This is a genomic window from Methylobacterium oryzae (assembly GCF_036441375.1).
Classification (GTDB): Bacteria; Pseudomonadota; Alphaproteobacteria; order Rhizobiales; family Beijerinckiaceae; genus Methylobacterium; species Methylobacterium oryzae_A.
Genome location: NZ_MLCA01000006.1, coordinates 127,422 through 148,101, shown reverse-complemented (window position 1 = coordinate 148,101; position 20,680 = coordinate 127,422). Strand labels below are relative to the sequence as shown.

24 protein-coding genes are annotated in these 20,680 nt (G+C 71.0%); 10 read left to right on the top strand and 14 right to left on the bottom strand.

Annotation, left to right across the window (positions count from 1 at the left end):
• Positions 1-200 precede the first annotated feature (200 nt).
• Positions 201-1,313 carry an AI-2E family transporter gene (locus MOTC310_RS11040; RefSeq protein WP_331301781.1) on the top strand — a complete coding sequence of 371 codons (1,113 nt, stop codon included), beginning with the start codon at positions 201-203 and terminating at the stop codon, positions 1,311-1,313.
• A gap of 13 nt (positions 1,314-1,326) precedes the next feature.
• Here MOTC310_RS11040 and MOTC310_RS11035 read toward each other — a convergent pair whose 3' ends face one another.
• Complete coding sequence (locus MOTC310_RS11035; protein WP_331293143.1) at positions 1,327-1,830, bottom strand: thermonuclease family protein; 504 nt, start codon at positions 1,828-1,830, stop codon at positions 1,327-1,329.
• Positions 1,831-2,040: 210 nt separating this feature from the next.
• On the opposite strand from MOTC310_RS11035, the gene MOTC310_RS11030 reads away from it, so the two are divergent.
• The gene (locus tag MOTC310_RS11030; RefSeq protein WP_331301780.1) at positions 2,041-2,319 is read left to right on the top strand and encodes a hypothetical protein; all 279 of its coding nucleotides are present in this window, start codon (positions 2,041-2,043) and stop codon (positions 2,317-2,319) included.
• A 28-nt stretch (positions 2,320-2,347) separates the two neighbouring features.
• On the opposite strand, the gene MOTC310_RS11025 is transcribed toward MOTC310_RS11030, so the two are convergent.
• Positions 2,348-3,028, bottom strand: a complete 681-nt coding sequence (locus MOTC310_RS11025; RefSeq protein WP_331293141.1) for a L,D-transpeptidase — start codon at positions 3,026-3,028, stop codon at positions 2,348-2,350.
• 171 nt (positions 3,029-3,199) lie between these two features.
• On the opposite strand from MOTC310_RS11025, the gene MOTC310_RS11020 reads away from it, so the two are divergent.
• On the top strand, positions 3,200-3,640 hold the full coding sequence (locus MOTC310_RS11020; RefSeq protein WP_331293140.1) for a VOC family protein: 441 nt from the start codon (positions 3,200-3,202) through the stop codon (positions 3,638-3,640).
• A gap of 11 nt (positions 3,641-3,651) precedes the next feature.
• Here MOTC310_RS11020 and MOTC310_RS11015 read toward each other — a convergent pair whose 3' ends face one another.
• Positions 3,652-4,095: a cyclic nucleotide-binding domain-containing protein gene (locus MOTC310_RS11015; RefSeq protein ID WP_331293139.1), complete on the bottom strand. Its 444-nt coding sequence runs from the start codon at positions 4,093-4,095 to the stop codon at positions 3,652-3,654.
• Positions 4,096-4,174: 79 nt separating this feature from the next.
• On the opposite strand from MOTC310_RS11015, the gene MOTC310_RS11010 reads away from it, so the two are divergent.
• Positions 4,175-4,990 (top strand): thioredoxin domain-containing protein, encoded by an 816-nt coding sequence (locus MOTC310_RS11010; protein ID WP_419539888.1) that lies wholly within the window; start codon positions 4,175-4,177, stop codon positions 4,988-4,990.
• A 31-nt stretch (positions 4,991-5,021) separates the two neighbouring features.
• Here the strand turns inward: MOTC310_RS11010 and MOTC310_RS11005 are convergent, their stop codons facing one another.
• Complete coding sequence (locus MOTC310_RS11005; RefSeq protein ID WP_331293137.1) at positions 5,022-5,228, bottom strand: hypothetical protein; 207 nt, start codon at positions 5,226-5,228, stop codon at positions 5,022-5,024.
• Positions 5,229-5,466: 238 nt separating this feature from the next.
• Here MOTC310_RS11005 and MOTC310_RS11000 point away from each other — a divergent pair, with 238 nt between their 5' ends.
• Positions 5,467-5,655: a con-10 family general stress protein gene (locus MOTC310_RS11000; RefSeq protein WP_010683678.1), complete on the top strand. Its 189-nt coding sequence runs from the start codon at positions 5,467-5,469 to the stop codon at positions 5,653-5,655.
• Between the two features lie 151 nt (positions 5,656-5,806).
• On the opposite strand, the gene MOTC310_RS10995 is transcribed toward MOTC310_RS11000, so the two are convergent.
• Positions 5,807-6,169 (bottom strand): hypothetical protein, encoded by a 363-nt coding sequence (locus MOTC310_RS10995; protein WP_331301778.1) that lies wholly within the window; start codon positions 6,167-6,169, stop codon positions 5,807-5,809.
• Between the two features lie 437 nt (positions 6,170-6,606).
• Positions 6,607-7,410 (bottom strand): response regulator, encoded by an 804-nt coding sequence (locus MOTC310_RS10990; RefSeq protein WP_192706375.1) that lies wholly within the window; start codon positions 7,408-7,410, stop codon positions 6,607-6,609.
• Positions 7,411-7,584: 174 nt separating this feature from the next.
• Between MOTC310_RS10990 and MOTC310_RS10985 the strand changes: the two genes are divergently transcribed.
• On the top strand, positions 7,585-7,932 hold the full coding sequence (locus MOTC310_RS10985; RefSeq protein ID WP_331301777.1) for a NepR family anti-sigma factor: 348 nt from the start codon (positions 7,585-7,587) through the stop codon (positions 7,930-7,932).
• A gap of 196 nt (positions 7,933-8,128) precedes the next feature.
• On the opposite strand, the gene MOTC310_RS10980 is transcribed toward MOTC310_RS10985, so the two are convergent.
• On the bottom strand, positions 8,129-8,305 hold the full coding sequence (locus MOTC310_RS10980) for a DUF1328 domain-containing protein (RefSeq protein ID WP_007568853.1): 177 nt from the start codon (positions 8,303-8,305) through the stop codon (positions 8,129-8,131).
• A 205-nt stretch (positions 8,306-8,510) separates the two neighbouring features.
• Between MOTC310_RS10980 and MOTC310_RS10975 the strand changes: the two genes are divergently transcribed.
• Together MOTC310_RS10975 and MOTC310_RS10970 are read left to right on the top strand one after the other, a co-directional pair.
• The gene (locus tag MOTC310_RS10975; protein WP_331293134.1) at positions 8,511-8,687 is read left to right on the top strand and encodes a hypothetical protein; all 177 of its coding nucleotides are present in this window, start codon (positions 8,511-8,513) and stop codon (positions 8,685-8,687) included.
• Between the two features lie 160 nt (positions 8,688-8,847).
• Positions 8,848-9,768: an MBL fold metallo-hydrolase gene (locus tag MOTC310_RS10970; RefSeq protein ID WP_331301776.1), complete on the top strand. Its 921-nt coding sequence runs from the start codon at positions 8,848-8,850 to the stop codon at positions 9,766-9,768.
• Positions 9,769-9,781: 13 nt separating this feature from the next.
• Here the strand turns inward: MOTC310_RS10970 and MOTC310_RS10965 are convergent, their stop codons facing one another.
• Complete coding sequence (locus tag MOTC310_RS10965) at positions 9,782-10,561, bottom strand: DUF1499 domain-containing protein (RefSeq protein WP_331302222.1); 780 nt, start codon at positions 10,559-10,561, stop codon at positions 9,782-9,784.
• 67 nt (positions 10,562-10,628) lie between these two features.
• Complete coding sequence (locus MOTC310_RS10960; protein WP_331301775.1) at positions 10,629-12,464, bottom strand: AsmA family protein; 1,836 nt, start codon at positions 12,462-12,464, stop codon at positions 10,629-10,631.
• A 304-nt stretch (positions 12,465-12,768) separates the two neighbouring features.
• On the opposite strand from MOTC310_RS10960, the gene MOTC310_RS10955 reads away from it, so the two are divergent.
• Together MOTC310_RS10955 and MOTC310_RS10950 are read left to right on the top strand one after the other, a co-directional pair.
• A complete protein-coding gene (locus tag MOTC310_RS10955; RefSeq protein WP_331293130.1) occupies positions 12,769-13,509 on the top strand; it encodes a CoA transferase subunit A in 741 nt (246 codons plus the stop codon).
• A gap of 24 nt (positions 13,510-13,533) precedes the next feature.
• Positions 13,534-14,196 (top strand): 3-oxoacid CoA-transferase subunit B, encoded by a 663-nt coding sequence (locus tag MOTC310_RS10950; RefSeq protein ID WP_331293129.1) that lies wholly within the window; start codon positions 13,534-13,536, stop codon positions 14,194-14,196.
• A 222-nt stretch (positions 14,197-14,418) separates the two neighbouring features.
• Here MOTC310_RS10950 and MOTC310_RS10945 read toward each other — a convergent pair whose 3' ends face one another.
• The 5 genes from MOTC310_RS10945 to MOTC310_RS10925 form a co-directional block, all read right to left on the bottom strand.
• Positions 14,419-14,712, bottom strand: coding sequence for a formate dehydrogenase subunit delta (locus tag MOTC310_RS10945; RefSeq protein ID WP_331293128.1), 294 nt, complete (start codon positions 14,710-14,712; stop codon positions 14,419-14,421).
• Positions 14,713-14,721: 9 nt separating this feature from the next.
• Positions 14,722-17,583 (bottom strand): formate dehydrogenase subunit alpha, encoded by a 2,862-nt coding sequence (fdhF, locus tag MOTC310_RS10940; protein WP_331301774.1) that lies wholly within the window; start codon positions 17,581-17,583, stop codon positions 14,722-14,724.
• A gap of 10 nt (positions 17,584-17,593) precedes the next feature.
• Positions 17,594-19,153 (bottom strand): formate dehydrogenase beta subunit, encoded by a 1,560-nt coding sequence (locus MOTC310_RS10935; RefSeq protein ID WP_331301773.1) that lies wholly within the window; start codon positions 19,151-19,153, stop codon positions 17,594-17,596.
• A complete protein-coding gene (locus MOTC310_RS10930; protein WP_331293125.1) occupies positions 19,150-19,623 on the bottom strand; it encodes a formate dehydrogenase subunit gamma in 474 nt (157 codons plus the stop codon). Before MOTC310_RS10930 ends, MOTC310_RS10935 begins: the two co-directional genes overlap by 4 nt.
• A 394-nt stretch (positions 19,624-20,017) precedes the next feature.
• A complete protein-coding gene (locus MOTC310_RS10925) occupies positions 20,018-20,674 on the bottom strand; it encodes a glutathione S-transferase family protein (protein WP_331293124.1) in 657 nt (218 codons plus the stop codon).
• Positions 20,675-20,680 lie beyond the last annotated feature (6 nt).

Sequence of the window (20,680 nt, the reverse complement as noted above, 5' to 3'; positions counted from 1 at the left end):
ACGGGCCCTAAAATGCGGCCCGGTCGAATGGCGGCGACCTCTACACGAGGGTGCCAGGGGCGGCAACCGCGGCGCTTCCCCGGCGTTTCAGCGCCTATCCACAGGCGTGCGCCGCCGGGTGCGGGGACGCGCGCACGCTCCGGACGCAGCGGCCCTAGCTAGACGACGGGACGACCGCGCGTCCTCAGGAGATCAGACGGATGCCACCGATCACCAAGCCCGCCGCCCCGCCGGCGCGCCTCGATACGCCGCCGCCGCAGGAGCGCGCGCGCTCCCAAGGGGTCGCCCGCGTCCTTCTGGTCCTGACGCTGACGGCCCTGGGCCTCTGGATCCTGCACGAGTTCCTGCCGGCGCTCGCCTGGGCGTTGGTTCTGGCGATCGCCCTGTGGCCGGTCTACCGGCGGCTGGAGCACCGCTTCCCGCCGGGCAAGCACAACATTCTCCTGCCGACGCTGGTGACGGCGGCGGTGGCGCTGGTCTTCCTGGCGCCCCTGGCGATCCTCGGCATCCAGGCCGCCCGGGAGGCGCACGACGTGGCCGAGTTCGTCCGGAATGCGGAGGCGAACGGCATCCCGGCGCCGGACTTCCTCCAGCACCTGCCCTACGGCGCCGCGCAGGCGACCGCGTGGTGGAACGACAATCTCGGCCACGCACAGGCGGGCTCCGACCTGCTGCGCCGGTTCGAGAATCACTCGGTGCTCGGGGCTTCGCGGAATGTCGGTCGCGAGGTGGTGCACCGGGTCGTGCTGTTCGGCTTCAGCCTCGTGGCCCTGTTCTTCCTGTTCCGCGACTGGCGGACGGTGCGGGACCAGTCGCTGACCGCCTGCCACCGGCTGTTCGGACCGCGGGGCGAGCGCGTCGCCCGCCAGATGGTGGCCTCCGTGCACGGCACCGTCGACGGGCTGGTGCTGGTCGGCCTCGGCGAGGGCTTCGTGCTCGGAATCGTCTACCACTTCGCGGGGGTCCCCCACCCCGTTCTGCTCGGCGCCTTCACGGCGGTGGCGGCGATGATCCCCTTCGGTGCGGCCGTGGCCATCGCCATCGCGGCGCTGCTCCTGGTGGCGGCGGGCTCGGTGACGGCGGCCCTGGTGGTGGCGGCTGCCGGCCTCGTCGTGACCTTCGTGGCCGACCACTTCATCCGCCCGGCGCTGATCGGCGGCACGACCAAGCTGCCGTTCCTGTGGGTGCTCCTCGGCATCCTCGGCGGCGTCGAGACCTTCGGGCTCCTCGGCCTGTTCGTCGGGCCGGCCGTGATGGCCGCCCTGGTGCTGCTGTGGCGGGAATTCACCGAGGGCCAGGACGCGAAGGCCTGAGCCGACCGCCCCGCTAGTCGGCCGCGCTCGTCCCGGCCGAGGCCTCGACCCGGCGCCGGTCCTGGCGCCAGTCGGCCGGCTTCTCGAAGGTGCCGGCCCAGATGCCGCGGCGGGTGGCCCAGGCGCGGCCCTCCTGGCGCGTATAGGCCGCCGCCACGTGGCGGCTCGCGAGCGCCAGACCCTGGTCGACCATCCAGGCCGACAGATCCTCGCCGTGGACATGGCAGATCCCGGTGACGCGACCGGCCACGCCCCCGTCGCGGCGCTCGCAGGTGACGACGCCGCCCCCGATCCGCGCGCGCAGAGCCTGCGCGGCCTCGCGGCCGCAGCGATACTCCCGCCCCTTGGCGGTCTCGCAGCTCTGCGCGGTCTCGGGGGCGTCGATGCCGTAGAGATGGATTCGCGTGCCCTGCACCTCGATCGTGTCGCCGTCGATCACGGTCGCCGGGCCGCTGACCGTCCCGGCCGCGGCCGCGGGGCCGCAGAGGAGGAGCAGGGCGAGCATCGGTCTGATCATAACGGGGATGTCCACGCGGGCGGCGAGAAGTCAGTTGACGGGTTCGTCGAGGCCGCGACGGTGCCCGGCCAATGTGGCGATTTGCCGGGCCATGGGAGCGACGCGGCAGGTCCGGCGCCGAGATTCGCCGGCCGCGGTTGCGAAAGCGTTCCGGTTGTCCGCGGGACGCTCGGAACCGGAACGACGGCCCCGGCGCGACCGTTATGTCGCATGACCTTTCTCAAGACCCTGCTGGCCAGCCTGGCCCTGTGCGCGGCTCTCCTCGTCTGGGCCGGCTTCGCGATCGGTCCGGAACGGCCGACCGACAGGACCGTGCCGGGCCTGACCACCGCCGCGGTGCTGGCGAGCGACGGCATGGCGCCGGACGGTCGGCCGGGCGACCCCGCCGCGGGCCGCGGCGGGCTCGATCGCGAGGCCCTGGACCGTCTCGCCCGACGCGCCTCCGGCGAGGTCCGCGACGCGTCCGCCGCGGCGTCGCCGGCCGGCTGACCGGCGCTGCGACGGGGCGCCGGCCCGATCAGGTCCGATACTTGCCGTTGCGCTTGATGAGGACCCGGGTGCCCACCGGAACGCGGTCGTACAGGTCGGCGATATCCTCGTTCAGCATCCGGACGCAGCCCGACGACATCTGCTCGCCGATGCTCCAGGGCTCGTTCGTGCCGTGGATGCGGAAGAGGATGTCGCGGTTGCCCTGGTAGAGGTAGAGGGCCCGGGCCCCGAGGGGATTGTCGAGGCCGCCCTTGCGGGTCCGCGGCAGGTCGGGATGCAGCGAGACCATCGTGACGGTCGGGCTCCAGTCCGGCCAGACGCCCTTGCGCCCGACCCGCGCCTCGCCTTTCCAGGAGAAGCCGGCCTTGCCGACGCCGACACCGTACTGCATCGCCGTGCCGTCGGCCTGGACGAGGACGAGCTGACGCTTGTCGATGTCGACCACGATCGTGCCCGGCTGCTCGGGACCGTTGTAGCTGACCTGCTGGCGGCGATACTTCGGGTCGAGCCGCTGGGTGTCGACCAGCGGAATGTCGAAGGGCTTGTCGGGCTTGCTGCCGATGTACCAGGCCGAATCGTCGTCCTGGGCGACCTGGACCGGTCGGGTCTGGCAGGCCGCCAGGGGCGCGATCGCCACGACGGCGAGGAGGATCCGCGAGAGAACGATCCGGCGCAGGCGGCTCCAGGCCGAGGGAAGCGTGGCGATCATAGGTCCTGTCGTGCGGGATACGGTCGTCGCGCCATGCCTACCGTCTCCGCGTCGGCGACGATGTAGCTTTTCCGCCGCAGCCGGCCGCGCCCGGGCCGCTCCCACGGCCACGGTTGTGCCCTAATTCTGAATCGCAGCGGTGCTCTACTGCGCCCGGCGCGGAGGTGAACGATGCCCGAGACCGAAACTCTTCCGACCGAGGCGGCGGTCGCTCCCGATGTCCCGCTCAGCCCGGCGATACACCTCGATCACTGCGTGATCCACGTCAGCGACTGGGCGCGGTCCAACGCCTTCTACCGGGACGTGGTGGGCGCCGAGATCGTCCAGCGCGGCCCCGGCTTCGCCTACCGGTTCGGCGGCGTCCAGCTGAACTGCCACGGCCCGGGCGTCGAGGCGGTGCCCGTGGCGGCGAAACCCGTCGAGCCGGGCAACAGCGACCTGTGCTTCCGCTGGTCGGGCGCGATCGAGTCGGCGATCGCGCATCTCGAGGCGGCCGGGATCCCCGTGGAACTCGGCCCGGTGGAGCGGCACGGCGCCGCGGGCGCGGGGATCAGCGTCTACTTCCGGGATCCGGACGGCTCGCTCCTGGAGTTCATCACCTACGCGGTCTGATCGCGGCGCGATCAGCTCCGGCTCTCGGCCAGCGCCTGGTTGGTCTGCTCCAGACGCAGCGCCAGCACGCGCATCAGCGCGATGCTGATCTGTGGAAACTGTGCCAGGAGTTCCAGGAACACGCCGCGGTCGATGCGCAGGGCGGTCACCGCGGATTGCGCCGTCACGGTGGCGGAGCGGGGCTGCTCGGCCAGGATGCCCATCTCGCCGACGAGGGCGTCCTGGCCGAGCAGCGCCAGCCGGACCGGGCCGGCGGGACCGTCGATGCTGACTTCCGCGGTGCCCGACAGGATCACGTAGGCCGCATCCGCCACGTCGCCGCGGGCGAAGAAGCGTTGCCCGGGCTCGAAATGAACCCGCTCGCTGGTGAAGGCCAGGAGTTTCAGGCGCGCCGGCTCCACCTCGCGGAACAGCGGCACCTGCTTCAGGGAGGAAACCTCGGTGTCGAGGGTCATTCGGGGGCTCCGCGACGGGTCTCACGCCCAGGACGGCGGGGCCGGACGGGCCCGCATATCCATGCGGTTCGTCAGGCACTTGTCCAGCCCCGCGCCCAACGCAACCTGCCGGTGTGGTCTCGGCGCCCTCCTGGCGCTGGGCCTCGTCCTGGCATCGGGACCGGCCGCGGCACGCCTCGTCCAGGCCGATCTCGCCCGCGTCGCGGTCGCGCCGCCCCCCGGAGCCCGGGCCCCGCTCGACCTCGCGGTCACCGACGCGCGCACCGGACAGCCGACCACCCTCGGGCAGGCCCTCGGAGGCCGGGCCGCCCTGCTGCTGCCCGTGGACTACACCTGCGGCAATGTCTGCGACCCCATGCTGTCGATGTCGGCGGGCGCCCTGGCGGCGACAGGCCTCCCGGCGGACGACTACGCCCTCGTGCTGGTCGGGATCGACCCGCGCGACGACGCCGCGGCCGCGCGCCGCATGCTCGCGGAGACGCTGGGCGACCGGGCGACATCCGTCCGGCCCCGGGCGCTCCTCGTCTCGGACAGCGCGCTCGCACGCCTCACCGGAGCCCTGGGCTACAGCGCGGTCTACGATGCCGGGACCGACAGCTTCGCGCATCCCGCGGCGGCGCTTCTTCTCGCCGCCGACGGCCGGGTGGCCCGGGTGCTGTCGCCCCTGGCCCTGACCGGAAAGGACCTCCGCCTCGCCCTGACCGAGGCCGGCGAGGGCCGGGTCGGCAGCATCGCCGACCGGCTCACCCTGCTCTGCTACGGCTACGATGCGGCGCGGGGCGTCTACACGCCGCTCATCCAGCAGATCCTGACGGTGGCCGGGATCGTCACTATCGCGGCGATCGCCCTTCTCGTCGCAGGCCTGACTCGCCTGGCACGCGGGCGTCAGGCCTGAGATCGTAGGCCTGAGATTTCTGCGTCCCCGCTCAGCGCTTGGTCGAGAGGCCCTGGACGCCGGGAGCGGGCGCGTCGCGCTTGAGGCTGGCATTCAGGTGCGGCGAATCCGTCGGCTCCTCGCGGGTGGTCGGCGTGGCGGAATCCTCCGGTGCGGGCATCGGCGGCAGGGGTGGCGTGTTCGGCTGCGCTGCCGGAGCGCCCGGAGCGGCATCCTTGACCATGTTGCGGTTCGTCATACGCGAAAACCCTTCTCTGCAGCCCCGGCCACGCTACCCGCCCGGATCAAGTCGCCGGGCCTCCGGGCACGCCGGAGCGGACGCGGACCTCGACCAAGGTCGAATGCCGACCAACGCGGTACACAAGTCGCGGTTGCTGCCAAGCTTAGTTGGCGGAAGCTTGAGCACGTCTCAGGCTAGGAACCTTGGTTATTGCTGAAGGTTGTTGCGGGGTGAAGCGAAGCCTGAGGAGGAACTGATGGCATCCGGAAATTCGACCTCGAAGCGGGGCTTTGCCTCGATGGATCTGGAGCGGCAGCGCGAGATCGCCAGCAAGGGCGGCCGCAGCGTGCCCGCCGAGAAGCGCTCCTTCTCTCAGGACCGTGAGCTCGCCTCGTCCGCCGGCCGCAAGGGTGGCCAGTCCACGGGGACCGGCCGGGCCGAGTGAGGCTGCCGCTGAACCGTACCGCGTAGCGGCGCCGCGTCCCTCGGGACCGGCGCCGTTTTCGATTCCGGCGACGCGCAAGAGTCATTCCAGACAACGAAAGGCCCCGCCGGGACGGCGGGGCCTTTCGCTGCGCGGTTGCTGGCGGAGCAGATCAGGAGATGCAGCGTCCGGGGGTCATGCGGCGCGCCTCGGGGCCGACCAGCGAGCTCAGGGCCGCCTCGCAGCCCTCCCGCATCCGCCGCGGCGGCTGCCGCAGGATCGGCTTGATCTCGAGGTCCTGGGCCTCGCCCGCGACGGGCGCGTTCCGGCTCTCGATCCGCTGCACGCCCGCCACCCGCGTCGGGCTGATCGAGAGTGAGACGGGGCGCATCCCGGGGAGCGGGGCCTGAACGGTCTGAGCCGTGGGCACCGGCATCGTCCAGCGGTCCGCCGTGTCGCGCACGACCGGCTGGATGAGAACGGTGAGAAGAGCGGCGGGAGCACTCACGCCCAGGATGAAACCAGACCGCAGCATCGCCCCGACCTCATTGCGAGAGCTTGACAGGATGTTTGTACAACGCGCCCTGCAATCGCAGGTTCCTAGACTGTGTCGCGTCTACGCTACCTGAGTATTCGAACCCAGCGCGGCCGTTGGTGCGGCGGCGCACGCACGCTATCCACAGGGCCCCAGCGTTGCATAAAAACCACCATCTCCGAAAAAGCGCGCGCTCCGGAACCTCCTGGGCCGGCGCCCGTTCTCTGTGCACCCGGCCACCTGGTCCTCCCCGCATTCCCCTTGTGCATCGGCCGGAACCTTCGCGACGGGCTGGAGCCTTCTCCGGCCCGTTTTTTTGTGTGCCGCCGCTGCGGGTCGGCCCGGCACGGACAACAAAAAACCCCGGCTCGCGCCGGGGCTTACGTCGTCAGCGTCGATCGAGGGTGATCCCGGGCGGCGACCCGCCCGGCTCGATATCAGGCCGTCTTGGCTTCCCGACGACGGGCGGTCTGCTGGAAGAACAGCGCCTGGCTGATCACGGCCGAGACGTTGGCGGGCTGGAACGGCTTGGCGATGAGGAAGGCCGGCTCGGGCCGCTCGCCGGTCAGGAAGCGCTCCGGATAGGCGGTGATGAAGATCACCGGAACCTCGAAGGATTTCAGGAGGTCGTTCACCGCGTCGAGGCCGGAGGAGCCGTCGGCGAGCTGAATGTCGGCCAGGATCAGGCCGGGACGCTTGCCCTCGCCGGCGATCTTGACCGCCTCGGTGCGGGTGCGGGCGACGCCGATGACGTTGTGGCCGAGGCCCTCGACCAGTGCCTCCAGATCCATGGCGATCAGGGGCTCGTCCTCGATGATGAGGATCTCGGTCGCCATGTCGGCGGCGAGCTCACGCCCGGCCTCGTCCACGAGGTCGCGGACCTCGGACACGTCGACGCCCAGGATGATGGCCGCGTCCTCCTCGGAGAAACCCTCGAGGCAGGACAGCAGGAAGGCCTGGCGCGGCAGCGGCGTGATCTGGCCGAGACGGACCTCCGCCGGCAGGTCGTGCTGGACCTGCTCGCTGCGGCCGTTCACCGAGAGCGAGTTCCAGATCCGCGTGAACACGCGGAACAGGTCGGCCTTGATGTTGGTGCTCCGGCCGAGCGTGTCCGGCTCGTTGACGAGGGTCTCCAGGGTGGCGGCGACGTACGCGTCACCCGCCACTTGGCTACCCGTGAGCGCGCGCGCGTAGCGGCGCAGGTACGGCAGGTGCTGTACCACGAGTTGCGATGTCGACATTCGATCCCCTGTGCCTCGCCGTGTTGCCCGGCCGCGAACGCCTCGATCCGTCACCGAGGGCCTGCCGGGGCCGGCTTTGTGTCCTGCGCAGCCTACCGCCCAACGCGGAGGCCCGCACTCCGTTCCACCCCCCAGCGGAACCGATGCCGGCGCGCAGGCGTTGCCGCCGCAGCCATGGCGTATGTCGAGCCGCAGCACAATGCGGCCGGGCCGACTTCGGCAACAAGGGGCGTGTTGATGGTGGACCAGGGCAAGGAGGCAGGTCTTCGCGCGCGCGATCCGCACGCCGAGACTGCTTCGGATCGCTCATCGGAGGCCGAGAACAGCTCCGTCGGCGCATCCGCTTCCGGGCAGCACGATCAGGCCGGCCGCGCCCGGAGCAGGAACGGCCTCAGCGATCAGACCCGCAATCGCATCGCCTCGCAATTGCGCGCGATGTACGACACGGTCACGCAGCAGCCGGTCCCCGACCGTTTCGCCGAGCTGATCGCGAAACTCGACAGCGCCGACCACAAGGCCTGAGCCTCCGTCTCTCATCCCCACCGCGATCTGGGCGCACCTCCGCCCCTCTCTCCACACGCGATCGTGGTCATCGGGCCGGACGAGCCCCGCATCCGTCATCGGTATCGTCCGACGGAAAAAGCCGCCGCACCGCGCGACGGCTTTCCCACGAGTCCATCTGCCGGCCGCGATCGCGGCCGGCAACTCCGCTCACCCGTCAAAGTGTCGGCGAGCGACCCCGCATGAGGCCCACGACCGCCGAGATCGCGAACAGGACGATGGCCACGAAGAACACCAGCTTGGCAGCCTCCATAGCGGTGCCGGCGATGCCGCCGAAGCCAAGCAGAGCCGCCACGAGGGCGACGACGAGAAAAGTTACGGCCCAACCGAGCATGGTTCGTATCCTTGGAAAGTACCAACGCGGGCGGGCCGCGTCGTTCTGAACACGAAAACGCCAAGGTTTCGGTCCGGTTCCGCCCCGATCGCGAAGTCCTGTGAGTCTCTGCGGCCGCCGGCGCCGTCCGCGACATGGGGTGACGGAACGAGACAGGGGCGCTAGCGTTCGAAGATAGGTCTCCAGGCTCGATCCGGGATTTGCGATGCTGCAATCTGCCAAGAGTGCCGTTCGATCGAAGGCCGCCGCGATGGCGGCGCGCGTGACCGAGATCGTCGACAGGGTCGGCGACGCCCTGCGCGCGGCGGCGCTCGGTCTCATGCCGGCACCGGCGCCCGTACCGGTCCGCGTGCGCGCTCGGCAGCCGCGCCGCCAGGACTGAGTGCGGCGATCGCGGGCCGCGATGTGGAACGCGGCGGACAGATCCCGGCGCGGCCCGACACGCCCCGCGTCGTGACCGCCGGTCTGCAAGGCGTGCAGGGCGATTGCCACGGGTCCGCGAACCGTCCAAGGAACCGCCGTTTCGGTCGCACGGGATCGCGATGGCGGACACCGACGAGAACACCCTGACCTTCGATCCATCGATGCCTCCGAGTGGTCGGCTGGAGAAGGTCGCGCCGCTGATCCGCCGACGGGTCGCGCCCAACGGCGGCCCGTTCACGGCGAGCGGCACCTGCACCTACGTGGTGGGACAGGACCGCGTCGCGGTGATCGATCCGGGTCCGGACGATCCGGCCCATATCGAAGCTTTGCTTCAGGAACTCGGCGCGGAGCACGTCGAGGCCATCGTGGTCACCCACACCCATCGGGACCATTCGCCGGGCGCGCGTCTGCTGGCCGCGCGCACCGGCGCTCCGATCATCGGCTGCGCGCCGCACAGGGCGGCGCGCGCCCTGTCGGAGACGGAGACCCCGATGCTCGACGCGAGCGCCGACCGGGCCCACGCGCCCGATCGGGTCATGGCGGACGGCGATGCCGCATCCGGCCCGGGCTGGACCCTCGTGGCCGTCGAGACCCCCGGCCACACGATGAACCACCTCGCCTTCGCGCTGCCGGAGGCGCGGGCGCTGTTCTCCGGCGACCATGTCATGGCGTGGTCGACCACGATCGTGGCGCCGCCGGACGGCGCGATGCGGGCGTATCTGGACTCCCTCGACAAGCTGCGGGGGCGCGACGAGTCCGTCTACTGGCCGGGCCATGGCGGACCGGTGCGCGAGCCCGCCCGGTTCCTGCGGGGGCTTGCCGGGCACCGCCGCCAGCGCGAGGCGGCGATCCGCGCGCGGCTCGTCGCCGGCGACGGGCGGATCGCCGACATCGTCGCGGCAATCTACCAGGGGCTCGATCCCCGGCTCCGCGGCGCGGCGGCCCTGTCGGTCTTCGCCCACCTGGAGGACCTGGTCGGGCGCGGGCTCGCGACCTGCGACGGCGCGCCCCGGCTGGACGGCACCTACGCGCCGGCCTGAGCGGCAGGTCGGCTCACTTCACCGCGAGGGCGAGGTTGGCGACGTCGTCGAGATAGGCCCGGATCCGGTCGGCGTTGCTGCCGAAATCGCGGCCGCCGAGGCGCGAGGCCGAGCGTACGTCGATCCGAGCCCCGTCCGCGCGGGGGCGGATGCGCACGGTGACGTCGTCCGGCAGGTTGAGGATCAGCCCCCGCGCCACGGCCTCGATCCGGCCGTTGCCGGTCCGGCCGCCCGGCCGGATCGCCTCGACGATCTGCCAGTGCCGCTTCAGGGCCGCCTGCCGGGCGAGTTCGAAGGCCTCGTCGGCGCCGATATCGAGGGTCAGCGGCGCGATCTGCGGGTAGGCGCCGCGCTGGCTGTCGCGCGCCGCCGGGCTCGGATCGGCCGGGTAGCGCCCGCCGCGGGCCGCGAAGGCCGCCCGCGAGCGGGAGAAGGCCGGTGGATTGTCGATGTCGGTGGTGATGTCCGACAGGGCGGGCAGCCGCAGGCCGCGCAAGCCGAGGAAGGCGGGGTAGCCCAGCACCGCCAGCGCGAGGACCAGCCCGGCGAGGGCGGCGCCGAGGCCGCGGGCGCCCTCGCGCCAGACCCGCACGAAGGCGAAGATCGCGGCCCCGGCGGCCAGCAGCGCGACGCCGAGGCCGGCTACCAGGGCCACGAGCGCGGCATCCGTGTCGGAGCGCGGATCCCGGACCAGGACCAGGGCGATCCCGGTGGCGATGACGGAGAACGCGGCGAGCCGCCGGGCCAGCGGCCCCGCGCGGGTGACGGGTTCCTCGATGAGCAGGCGGCGCATGGGGATCATGAAGGCGTTCGGGGCCCGATCTTAGAGCTTGGCCGGGGCTGGCGCCATCGCGCGGCCGTCACGGGGCATACGCGCGGGCGTTGCCGGGCAGGCCGAGCGTGGCGGGCAGCTTGAGGGAATCGGGGAGCATCGCGTCCCCGTACCGCCCGGCCGGGTCGGACGCCTCGCCGTGGGCGACGGTCTGGGCCCTCAGGGCGCTCCACGGCCCCGTCACCGCGAACAGGATCCCGCGAGAGGAATCGCCGGGCGGACGCAGGACGAGGTCGCCCCGGGCATCGAGCCGCCGCTCCGGCAGGGATACCTGACCGTGCAGGGTCGCCCCGACACTCGGCCCCAGCAGCCCCGACTCCGCGATCTCACCCACGCCGTCGACGAAGCGCAGCGTCACCACGGCGCGCTCGAACGCCGTCCGCCCGTTCCGGCGCGCGAGGGCCCCGGACGCCACCGCTCCGTTGCGATGGACGATGTCGGCGAGGTCGAGTCCCGCGATGGCACCGCCGTCCATGGCGAGCGTGGCACGTCCGCCGAGATGCGCCAGGAGGCCGACCGTGTCGCGGCCCCTGGACTCGAGGGCGAAATGCCCCTGTACGGGCCCGACCACCCACCGCGCCGCGCCGATCTCGCCCAGCAGCGCGCCGAGGTCGACGCGGTCGAGGCTCCCCTGCGTGCGCAGCTCGGTCGCGGCCGGATCGGCGCCGCTCGTCAGGGTCACGCGGCCCTTGAACGTGCCGTCCTGGATCCGGGCCCGGTTCACCGCCACTTCCAGGGCGGCATCCCGCACCAGGACGCTCGCCGCCAGGTCCTGCACCCGGACCGCGCCGACGCGCCCCTCGGCCGCCGACAGGCGCAGGTCGAGGTCGCCCCGCGTGAAGGGCGCCAGGGCGAGCGACGCGGGCGCGGGGTCGAGGAGCCGCTCCAGATCCGCGACGAGGGGCGTGAGATCGAGCGCCTCGGCCGCCAGGGTCGCCTGCACCGAGAGGCGCGGCACCTTGCCGGGCCCGAACGCGACGGCGCCGGCCCCTTCCAGGACGTTCTGGCCGAGGCCGATGCGCAGGCTCGGCCACGAGACGGACCGCTCGGCCGTCTCGAACCGGCCGTCGATCGAGAAGGCACCGGCGAGCGGCGCCAGCGGCACATCGCGCCCGATCCAGGACAGGCTCTCCGGGAGGGATCGCGTCTCGAACCGGACCTGCCCGGACAGGACGGGCAGCGCGCTGCCCTCCGCGGGCGGCGCCACAGTTCCGTCCGCCGCGAGGCTGCCGTCCGGCCACGCGACCTCCGCGGTGAACGGGCTGCGGCGGTGCTGGGCCATCTCGGCCGGACGCAGGTGGGTCAGGGTGATCCGGGTCGGCACGCCCCGCCAGGTGAGGCTGGCGCGGCCCTCGGCGGCCTTGCCCCAGAGCGGCCACGCGACGTCGAGGTCGATGTCCCGGGCCGTGTCGCCGGCGGCGAGGCGCGCGCCGCGCACGACGATCCGACGCGGTCGGGCCGTCTCGCCGGACCGGGCCTGCTCGGCGAGGCGCGCGAGGGGAGCTTCCCAACCCGCGGGGTCGTCCGACAGCCGCGCGCCCTCCAGGCGGAGCCCGCTCACATCCGCGCGCTCGCCGACGAGGCTCAGCGGGTCGAGATCGATGATCAGGCGGCCGTCATCCGCCAAAACCGGGCCGTCGGAACCCGCGGCGAGCCGGACGCGGTCGAGGGTCAGGCGCGGCCAGGGCAGAACCGCGAGGTGCGCGGGCCCGTGCAGTGTCAGCCGGAGGCCGTACGCGTCGAAGGCGCGGCGGGCGAACGCCGTGACCCGGCCATCCTCCAGGGGCCAGTCGCGCAGGCCGAGGCCGGCAGCGATCAGGCTCCCGAGTGCGAGGACGAGGATCGGGCGGCGCAGCGACATCATGCTCCGAAGGGGCGGCGGCTGTGGCCGGAAGCCGGGCGCCGCGCCGGCCCCTCGGGCTGCCGCGGCCCGGCAGGGTCTGCACGTCGAATGGGCAACTTAGCGTCCTCGGCCGGCTTTGTCTGCCGCGCCCGCGCAGGGCCGCCCTGCCCTCCCCAGCGCAGTGCCGGTTACGGATCGCCCGAGACCGCGCGCGCCGGTGCGGCGCACCACTGGATTTCGCGCGCGGAATCGGGGAGAGCAGGCGCGAGGACACGCGCTTCCCAAGGTTTCGGCCGGTCGGGTCCGGCGGGAAAAGGACGGTTCGATGAAGAAGGTCTACACGGATGCCGCCGCGGCCCTGGCCGGCCTCCTGCACGACGACATGATGGTGATGTGCGGCGGCTTCGGCCTCTGCGGTATCCCCGACGAGCTGATCGAGGCGGTGCGCCTCTCGGGCGTCAAGGGCCTCACGGTCGTCTCCAACAACGCCGGCATCGACGGGGTCGGCCTCGGCAAGCTCCTGGACACCCGCCAGGTCCGCAAGATGATCTCGTCCTATGTCGGCGAGAACAAGGAGTTCGCCCGCCAGTATCTCGGCGGCGAGCTGGAGATCGAGTTCAACCCGCAGGGCACGCTGGCCGAGCGGATCCGCGCCGGCGGCGCCGGCATCCCGGCCTTCTTCACCAAGACCGGCGTCGGCACCAAGGTCGCCGAGGGCAAGGAAGTCCGCGAGTTCGACGGCGAGCAGTACGTCATGGAGCGCGGCCTGTTCGCCGACCTCGCCCTGGTCCACGCCCATACGGGCGACACCGAGGGGAACCTCCGCTACCGGATGACCGCGCGCAACTTCAACCCGATGATGGCGACCGCCGCCAAGATGACGGTGGCGCAGGTCGAGCACCTCGTGAAGCCCGGCGCGATCGATCCGGACACGATCCACACGCCCGGCATCTTCGTGAAGCGGATCATCGACGTCGGGCAGCGCGACAAGCGCATCGAGCAGCGCACCACGCGCAAGCGCGACGACAGCACCCCGGCCGCGGCGGCCGGCGGCGGCACGCACTGATCGGACGGGAAGGGAGCGAGAACGATGGCCTGGACCCGCGAGCAGATGGCGGCGCGCGCCGCCAAGGAGCTGGAGGACGGCTTCTACGTGAACCTCGGCATCGGCATCCCGACGCTGGTGTCGAACTACATCCCTGAGGGCATGTCGGTGCAGCTCCAGTCGGAGAACGGCATGCTGGGCATGGGCCCCTTCCCCTACGAGGGCGAGGAGGATCCGGACCTGATCAACGCCGGCAAGCAGACGATCACCGCGCTGCCGACGACGAGCTACTTCTCGTCCGCCGATTCCTTCGGGATGATCCGCGGCGGGCACATCAACCTGTCGATCCTCGGCGCCATGCAGGTGGCCGGCAACGGCGACCTCGCCAACTGGATGATCCCCGGCAAGATGGTGAAGGGGATGGGCGGCGCCATGGACCTCGTGGCGGGCGTGAAGCGCGTCGTCGTGGTGATGGAGCACGTCGCCAAGAACAAGGACGGCACCGAGAGCCCGAAGCTGCTCAAGGCCTGCGACCTGCCGCTCACCGGCACCCAGGTGGTCGATCTGGTGATCACCGATCTCGGCGTGTTCGAGATCGACAAGAAGGGCGACGGCGGCATGAAGCTGATCGAGCTCGCCGACGGCGTCACCGAGGACGAGATCCGCGGCAAGACCGAGGCCGACTTCACGGTCGCCCTGAAGAACTGAAGTCTCCGGGCCCGGCGGCGGACGTCGCCGGGCCAGCCGGGGCGAAGGCGCGGCCAGCCGGGGCCAAGGCGCCCCTCAGCCGGCGCAGCCCCGTTCCCCGCACGATCGGCACGGACGCGAAACACCCCCTCGCCCGGTCGGGAGAGGGGGTGCTTCGCGTGATCCTGCGCAGGTCAGGTCGAGCAGGGTCCGGGCCCAAAGCCCCGGACCGGCGCCGAGCGGTCAGCCCGCGTCGCTGGCGCCCGCACCCGCGAGCTGCGGATCCCGGGTGGCCGGACGCACCGGGCTGTCGGCCGCCGGCTCCGCGCCCTGCAACGCCCGCCGCACGTAGCTGTCGACCCGGTCGCCCTGCTCCGGCAGGGCGGCCTCGAGATGGGCGATCATCTTGGGCGTCCAGAACGCCTTGATGTGCTTCTGGATTCCGGCGACCGCCTCCTCCTCCGGGTAGGACCGGAAGAAAGTGGCGATCTGGTTGGCCATGCGGACGAGCTTGTCCGCCTGTGTCACGGCGCTCATCGGGTACGCTTACTCCGCCGCGTCCAGGGTCTGGGCGATCCGAGTCAGGGAGAAGTCCTCCTCGTAGAACTTCGCCTGCCAGTCGGAGGGCCGGTTGGTCCGCCGGACCTGCACCGCCGTCACCTTGTACTCGGGGCAGTTGGTCGCCCAATCGGAGTAGTCGGTGGTGATCACGTTGGCGCCGGTCTTGGCGTGGTGGAAGGTCGTGTAGACCACGCCGGGCTGCATCCGCTCCGAGATCTTGGCCTTCAGGGCGATGTCGCCCGAGCGGCTCTCCAGGGCGACGAGGTCGCCGTCGACGATGCCGCGCAGCTCCGCGTCGAACGGGTGGATCTCCAGCACGTCCTCCTCGTGCCAGCGCGAGTTCTCGGTGCGCCGGGTCTGCGCGCCGACATTGTACTGGGACAGGATCCGGCCCGTGGTGAGGATCAGCGGGAACTTCGCCCCCGTCCGCTCCTCGGTGGCCACGAACTCGGTGATCATGAACCGGCCCTTGCCGCGGACGAAGCGGTCCACGTGCATCATCGGCGTGCCGAGCGGCGCCTTCTCGTTGCAGGGCCACTGCACCGAGCCGAGCTCGTCGAGCTTGGCGTACGAGACGCCGGTGAAGCTCGGGGTGAGCCGGGCGATCTCGTCCATGATCTCGGACGGGTGGTTGTAGTTCATCGGATAGCCGAGGGCATTGGAGAGCAGCACCGTGCCCTCCCAATCGCCGTAGCCGCCCATCGGGGCCATGACCTTGCGGACCCGCGAGATGCGGCGCTCGGCGTTGGTGAAGGTCCCGTCCTTCTCCAGGAACGAGGCGCCCGGCAGGAAGACGTGGGCGTACTTGGCGGTCTCGTTCAGGAACAGGTCCTGGACGACGATGCACTCCATCGCCATCAGGCCCGAGGTCACGTGGTGCGTGTCGGGGTCGGACTGCGCGATGTCCTCGCCCTGGATGTACATGCCCTTGAACGTGCCCTCGACGGCCTCGTCGAGCATGTTGGTGATGCGCAGGCCCGGGGCGTTGTCGAGCTTGGCTCCCCAGATCGCCTCGAAGCTCTCGCGGGTGGCGTCGTCCGAGACGTGGCGGTAGCCGGTGAGCTCGTGCGGGAACGAGCCCATGTCGCAGGAGCCCTGGACGTTGTTCTGGCCGCGCAGCGGGTTCACGCCGGCGCCGAGCTTGCCGATATTGCCGGTGGCCATGGCGATGTTGGCCATGCCCATGACCATGGTCGAGCCCTGGCTGTGCTCGGTGACGCCGAGGCCATAGTAGATGCCGGCCGCGCCGCCCTTGGCGTAGAGCCGGGCCGCGCCGCGGACCTCCGCCGGGTCGAGACCGGTGAACTGCGCCTGGTTCTCGGGGGAGTGGCGCTCCTGGGCGATGAACCGGGCCCAGGACTCGAACTCCGCCAGATCGCAGCGCTCGCGGACATAGGCCTCGTCGATCAGCCCCTCGGTGACGATCACGTGCGCCAGCGAGTTGATGAAGGCGACGTTGGAGCCGGGCTTCAGCGGCAGGTGATAGTCGGCCTTGATGTGGGCCGACTTCACCAGGTCGATCTTGCGGGGATCGGCGACGATCAGCTTGGCGCCCTGGCGCAGGCGCTTCTTCATCCGCGAGCCGAAGACCGGGTGGCCGTCGGTCGGGTTGGCGCCGATCACCAGGATCACGTCGGAATGCTCGACCGACTTGAAGTCCTGGGTGCCGGCCGAGGTGCCGAGCGTCGACATCAGGCCGTAGCCGGTCGGCGAGTGGCAGACGCGGGCGCAGGTATCGACGTTGTTGTTGCCGAAGGCGGCGCGCACGAGCTTCTGGACGAGGTAGGCCTCCTCGTTGGTGCAGCGCGACGAGGTGATGCCGCCGACCGAGTCCTTGCCGTACTTGGCCTGGATCCGCTTGAACTCGGAGGCAGCGCGGTCGATCGCCTCCTCCCACGAGACCTCGCGCCACGGATCCGTGATCTTCTCGCGGATCATCGGCTTGGTGATGCGGTCCTTGTGGGTGGCGTAGCCGTAGGCGAAGCGGCCCTTCACGCAGGAATGGCCCTCGTTGGCCTTGCCGCCCTTGTACGGAACCATGCGGACGACGCGCTCGCCCTGCATCTCGGCCTTGAACGAGCAGCCGACGCCGCAATACGCGCAGGTCGTCACCTCCGCGTGCTCGGGCTGGCCGAACTCGTGGATCGACTTCTCCTGGAGGGTCGCGGTCGGGCACGCCTGGACGCAGGCGCCGCAGGACACGCACTCGGACTCGAAGAAGTTGGTCGGGCCGGCCGCGACGCGGCTGTCGAAGCCGCGGCCCGCGATGGTCAGCGCGAAGGTGCCCTGCACCTCCTCGCAGGCGCGGACGCAGCGGTTGCAGACGATGCACTTCGACGGGTCGTAGGTGAAGTACGGGTTCGACTCGTCCTTCGGCAGGTACTTCTCGGAGCTCGGCCGGACGTGGTTGTCGCCCTCGTAGCCGTAGCGCACGTCGCGCAGGCCGACGACGCCCGCCTGCGTCTGCAACTCGCAGTCGCCGTTCGCCGCGCAGGTCAGGCAGTCGAGGGGGTGGTCGGAGATGTAGAGCTCCATCACGCCCTTGCGGAGCTTGGCGAGCTTCTCGTTCTGCGTGTGCACCACCATGCCGTTCTCGGCCGGGGTCGTGCACGAGGCGGGCGTGCCGCGCCGCCCCTCGATCTCCACGAGGCAGAGGCGGCAGGAGCCGAAGGGCTCCAGCGAGTCGGTGGCGCAGAGCTTCGGGATCTGCGTCCCGGCCTGCATCGCCGCCGCCATCACCGAGGTGCCGGCCGGCACCGTCACCGACATGCCGTCGATCGTCAGGGTGACAGTCTGCTCCGCGACCCGGATCGGCGTGCCGTAGTCGATCTCCTTGATCAGGCCCATCGACGTCTCCTCACTCGGCCGCGGCCGGCAGATCGCCGGCGCGCCTGAAATCCTCGGGGAAATGGGTGATCGCGCTCATCACCGGCATGGGCGTGAGCCCGCCCATGGCGCAGAGCGACCCGTCGGTCATGACCTCGCAGAGATCCTCGACCAGCTTCAGGTTCGCGTCCGTCCGGATGCCGGCGATCACCTTGTCCATGGTCTCGACGCCGCGGGTCGCGCCGATGCGGCAGGGGGTGCACTTGCCGCACGACTCGGTGGCGCAGAACTCGAAGGCGAAGCGGGCCTGGGCGGCCATGTCGACGGTGTCGTCGAACACCACGATGCCGCCGTGGCCGACGAGGCCCTTCTTGGCCGCCATCGCCTCGTAATCGAGGGGCGTGTCGAGGAGATGGTCGGGGAAGTAGGCCCCGAGCGGCCCGCCGACCTGCACGGCCCGGACCGGCCTCCCTGAGCGGGTGCCGCCGCCGAAATCCTCGATGACCTGCCGGAGGGTCATGCCGAAGGCCACCTCGATCAGGCCGCCGTGCCTGATGTTGCCGGCGAGCTGGATCGGCAGGGTGCCGAGCGACCGGCCCATCCCGTAATCGGCGTAGGCCCTGGCGCCGTTCTCGAGGATCCACGGCACGGCCGTGAACGTCATGACGTTGTTGACCAGCGTCGGCTTGCCGAGGAAGCCCTTGAGCGCCGGGATCGGCGGCTTCGCCCGCACGATGCCGCGCTTGCCCTCCAGGCTCTCCAGCAGCGAGGTCTCCTCGCCGCAGATATAGGCGCCGGCGCCGAGGCGCACTTCCAGGTGGAAGCTCTTGCCGGAGCCCAGGACGTTCTCGCCCAGCACCCCGGCCTTAACGCCGTTGGCGATCGCCTCCTTGAGGGTGGCGAAGGCCTGCGGGTACTCGGAGCGCAGGTAGATGTAGCCGCGGGTGGCGCCGGTCGCGACGCCCGCGATGGTCATGCCCTCGATGAGGTTGAAGGGGTCGCCCTCCATCATCATCCGGTCGGCGAAGGTGCCGGAATCGCCCTCGTCGGCGTTGCAGACCACGTATTTCTGGTCCGCCCTGGCGAGCATCACGGTGTTCCACTTGATGCCGGCCGGGAAGCCGGCCCCGCCCCGGCCGCGCAGGCCGGAATCGCGCACCGCCGCCACGACGCCCTCGGCATCGAGCCTCAGCGCGGCCTCGAGGCCGCGATAGCCGCCATGGGCCCGGTAATCGTCCACGGAGACCGGGTCGATCACGCCGCAGCGGTGGAAGGTCAGGCGCTGCTGCCGGGCGAGGTAGGGGATCGTCTCCGGGGCGCCGAGGCGGAGGGCGTGGTCGCCGCCCGTGGTCAGGCCGGCGTCCAGCAGGGCGTCGACGTCCTTGACCGTCACCGGACCGTAGGCGACGCGCCCCTCGGGCGTGCCGACCTCGACCATCGGCTCCAGCCAGAACAGGCCGCGGGAGCCGGTGCGCACGATGGTGACGTCGAGGCCGCGGCGCTCGGCCCCGGCGAAGAGGGCGCGGGCGACCTTGTTGGCGCCGAGGCCGAGCGCGACGGCGTCGCGCGGAACGTAGAGGGTGACGCTCACTGGCGCACCTCCGTCAGGGCGGCTTCCAGGGCGTCGGCGGTCAGGTGCGCGACCGGCTCACCGTCGACCAGCGCGGCGGGACCGTTGGCGCAGAGGCCCAGGCAGTAGACCGGCTCGACCGTGGCGCTGCCGTCGGCGGTGGTCTCGTGCCAGCCGCATCCGAGGCGGCCGAGGATCTCGCGGTGGAGCTTGTCGGAACCCACCGCCTGGCAGGCCTCGGCGCGGCACAGCTTCACCTCGTGGCGGCCGGCCGGGTGGGCGCGGAAGTCGTGGTAGAAGGTGATGCAGCCGTGCACCTCGGCGCGCGACAGGTTCAGCGCGTCCGCGATCAGCGGCACGGCGCCGGAATCGACGTAGCCGAACGTCTCCTGCAGCGCGTGCAGGATCGGCAGCGTGGCCCCTTCGAGGTGGGTGTGTTCGGCGATGATCCCGGATGCGCGCTCCGCGCTCCAGGGCTCGTGACGCGCCATGGTTTCCAGCCCAGTCTGTTCCTGTTCTAAAGCGAAGAGGAACAGAAATGCATAATGGCATCAATCGCGCTGTCCGGTCGGGCGACAAAGGACGTTTGTCGAGCTGTAATGCGCCGGCCTGAGGAGCGAAGCCAATTCGTTAACGTGTTGCCGCAGCGCGATTTTTCAGATCCGATCAGCAGTCAGAATTTGTCGCGTGCGTCGCAACATAAATTTGTGCCCTGCAAGAAACTGCATTCCGCCACGTCGGGTCCGGAACGTCCGGTTAGAGTACTCCGTCCTTGCGGGCGGAGCGAAGCAATCCAGTCGCGCCACGCTTGCCGAGGTCGCGCTGCCCTGGATCGCTCCGCTCGTGAGGACGGCGGCGGGCTCCGAGACCGGAGCCTCGGCCGCGTCAGAACTCCATCTCGAGTTCCTCGATCTCGTCCGGCTCGTCGGCGGCGGCCTCCGCCCACTCGATCATGAGGGGCCAGTGCAGGACCGTGTCGCGGTAGGCGGCGGCCCGGGGCGGCAGCGCCACGTCGTAGGTGCGGAAGCGCGTACAGACCGGGGCGTACATGGCGTCGGCCAAGCAGGGGCGATCGCCGAACAGGAACGGCCCCTCGTAGCGGTCCAGGCAATCGTCGAAGATCGTGACGATGCGCTCGATATCGGCCTTCGCGCCGTTGAACACCCGGAAATCGGGGTGGAAGGCGCGCAGGTTCATCGGCAGGGCCGAGCGCAGGTTGACGAAGCCGGAATGCATCTCGCCGGAGATGGATCGGCAATGGGCGCGCTCCGCGATGTTGCCGGGCAGGAACCCGGCCTCCGGGAACGTCTCGGCGAGATACTCGGCGATGGCCAGCGTATCCCAGACGACCACGTCGCCGTGGCGCAGGCGCGGCACCAGGAAGGACGGCGACAGGTGCAGCAGCTCGGCCCGGCTGGTGGCATCGGCGCCGGACAGGACCTCGGTCTCGAAATCGAGCCCCGCCATCCGGCAGATGAGCCAGCCCCTCAGGGACCACGAGGAGTAGTTGCGGCTCGAGATGGTGAGCGTAGCGGCCGTCATCGTCCT

Bases quoted from the DNA above. Each gene is read 5' to 3' on its own strand.
- MOTC310_RS11040 (WP_331301781.1), top strand. From the start codon at position 201: ATGCCACCGATCACCAAGCCCGCCGCCCCGCCGGCGCGCCTCGATACG.
- MOTC310_RS11035 (WP_331293143.1), bottom strand. From the start codon at position 1,830: ATGATCAGACCGATGCTCGCCCTGCTCCTCCTCTGCGGCCCCGCGGCC.
- MOTC310_RS11030 (WP_331301780.1), top strand. From the start codon at position 2,041: ATGACCTTTCTCAAGACCCTGCTGGCCAGCCTGGCCCTGTGCGCGGCT.
- MOTC310_RS11025 (WP_331293141.1), bottom strand. From the start codon at position 3,028: ATGATCGCCACGCTTCCCTCGGCCTGGAGCCGCCTGCGCCGGATCGTT.
- MOTC310_RS11020 (WP_331293140.1), top strand. From the start codon at position 3,200: ATGCCCGAGACCGAAACTCTTCCGACCGAGGCGGCGGTCGCTCCCGAT.
- MOTC310_RS11015 (WP_331293139.1), bottom strand. From the start codon at position 4,095: ATGACCCTCGACACCGAGGTTTCCTCCCTGAAGCAGGTGCCGCTGTTC.
- MOTC310_RS11005 (WP_331293137.1), bottom strand. From the start codon at position 5,228: ATGACGAACCGCAACATGGTCAAGGATGCCGCTCCGGGCGCTCCGGCA.
- MOTC310_RS11000 (WP_010683678.1), top strand. From the start codon at position 5,467: ATGGCATCCGGAAATTCGACCTCGAAGCGGGGCTTTGCCTCGATGGAT.
- MOTC310_RS10995 (WP_331301778.1), bottom strand. From the start codon at position 6,169: ATGCTGCGGTCTGGTTTCATCCTGGGCGTGAGTGCTCCCGCCGCTCTT.
- MOTC310_RS10990 (WP_192706375.1), bottom strand. From the start codon at position 7,410: ATGTCGACATCGCAACTCGTGGTACAGCACCTGCCGTACCTGCGCCGC.
- MOTC310_RS10985 (WP_331301777.1), top strand. From the start codon at position 7,585: ATGGCGTATGTCGAGCCGCAGCACAATGCGGCCGGGCCGACTTCGGCA.
- MOTC310_RS10980 (WP_007568853.1), bottom strand. From the start codon at position 8,305: ATGCTCGGTTGGGCCGTAACTTTTCTCGTCGTCGCCCTCGTGGCGGCT.
- MOTC310_RS10975 (WP_331293134.1), top strand. From the start codon at position 8,511: ATGCTGCAATCTGCCAAGAGTGCCGTTCGATCGAAGGCCGCCGCGATG.
- MOTC310_RS10970 (WP_331301776.1), top strand. From the start codon at position 8,848: ATGGCGGACACCGACGAGAACACCCTGACCTTCGATCCATCGATGCCT.
- MOTC310_RS10965 (WP_331302222.1), bottom strand. From the start codon at position 10,561: ATGCGCCGCCTGCTCATCGAGGAACCCGTCACCCGCGCGGGGCCGCTG.
- MOTC310_RS10960 (WP_331301775.1), bottom strand. From the start codon at position 12,464: ATGATGTCGCTGCGCCGCCCGATCCTCGTCCTCGCACTCGGGAGCCTG.
- MOTC310_RS10955 (WP_331293130.1), top strand. From the start codon at position 12,769: ATGAAGAAGGTCTACACGGATGCCGCCGCGGCCCTGGCCGGCCTCCTG.
- MOTC310_RS10950 (WP_331293129.1), top strand. From the start codon at position 13,534: ATGGCCTGGACCCGCGAGCAGATGGCGGCGCGCGCCGCCAAGGAGCTG.
- MOTC310_RS10945 (WP_331293128.1), bottom strand. From the start codon at position 14,712: ATGAGCGCCGTGACACAGGCGGACAAGCTCGTCCGCATGGCCAACCAG.
- fdhF (WP_331301774.1), bottom strand. From the start codon at position 17,583: ATGGGCCTGATCAAGGAGATCGACTACGGCACGCCGATCCGGGTCGCG.
- MOTC310_RS10930 (WP_331293125.1), bottom strand. From the start codon at position 19,623: ATGGCGCGTCACGAGCCCTGGAGCGCGGAGCGCGCATCCGGGATCATC.
- MOTC310_RS10925 (WP_331293124.1), bottom strand. From the start codon at position 20,674: ATGACGGCCGCTACGCTCACCATCTCGAGCCGCAACTACTCCTCGTGG.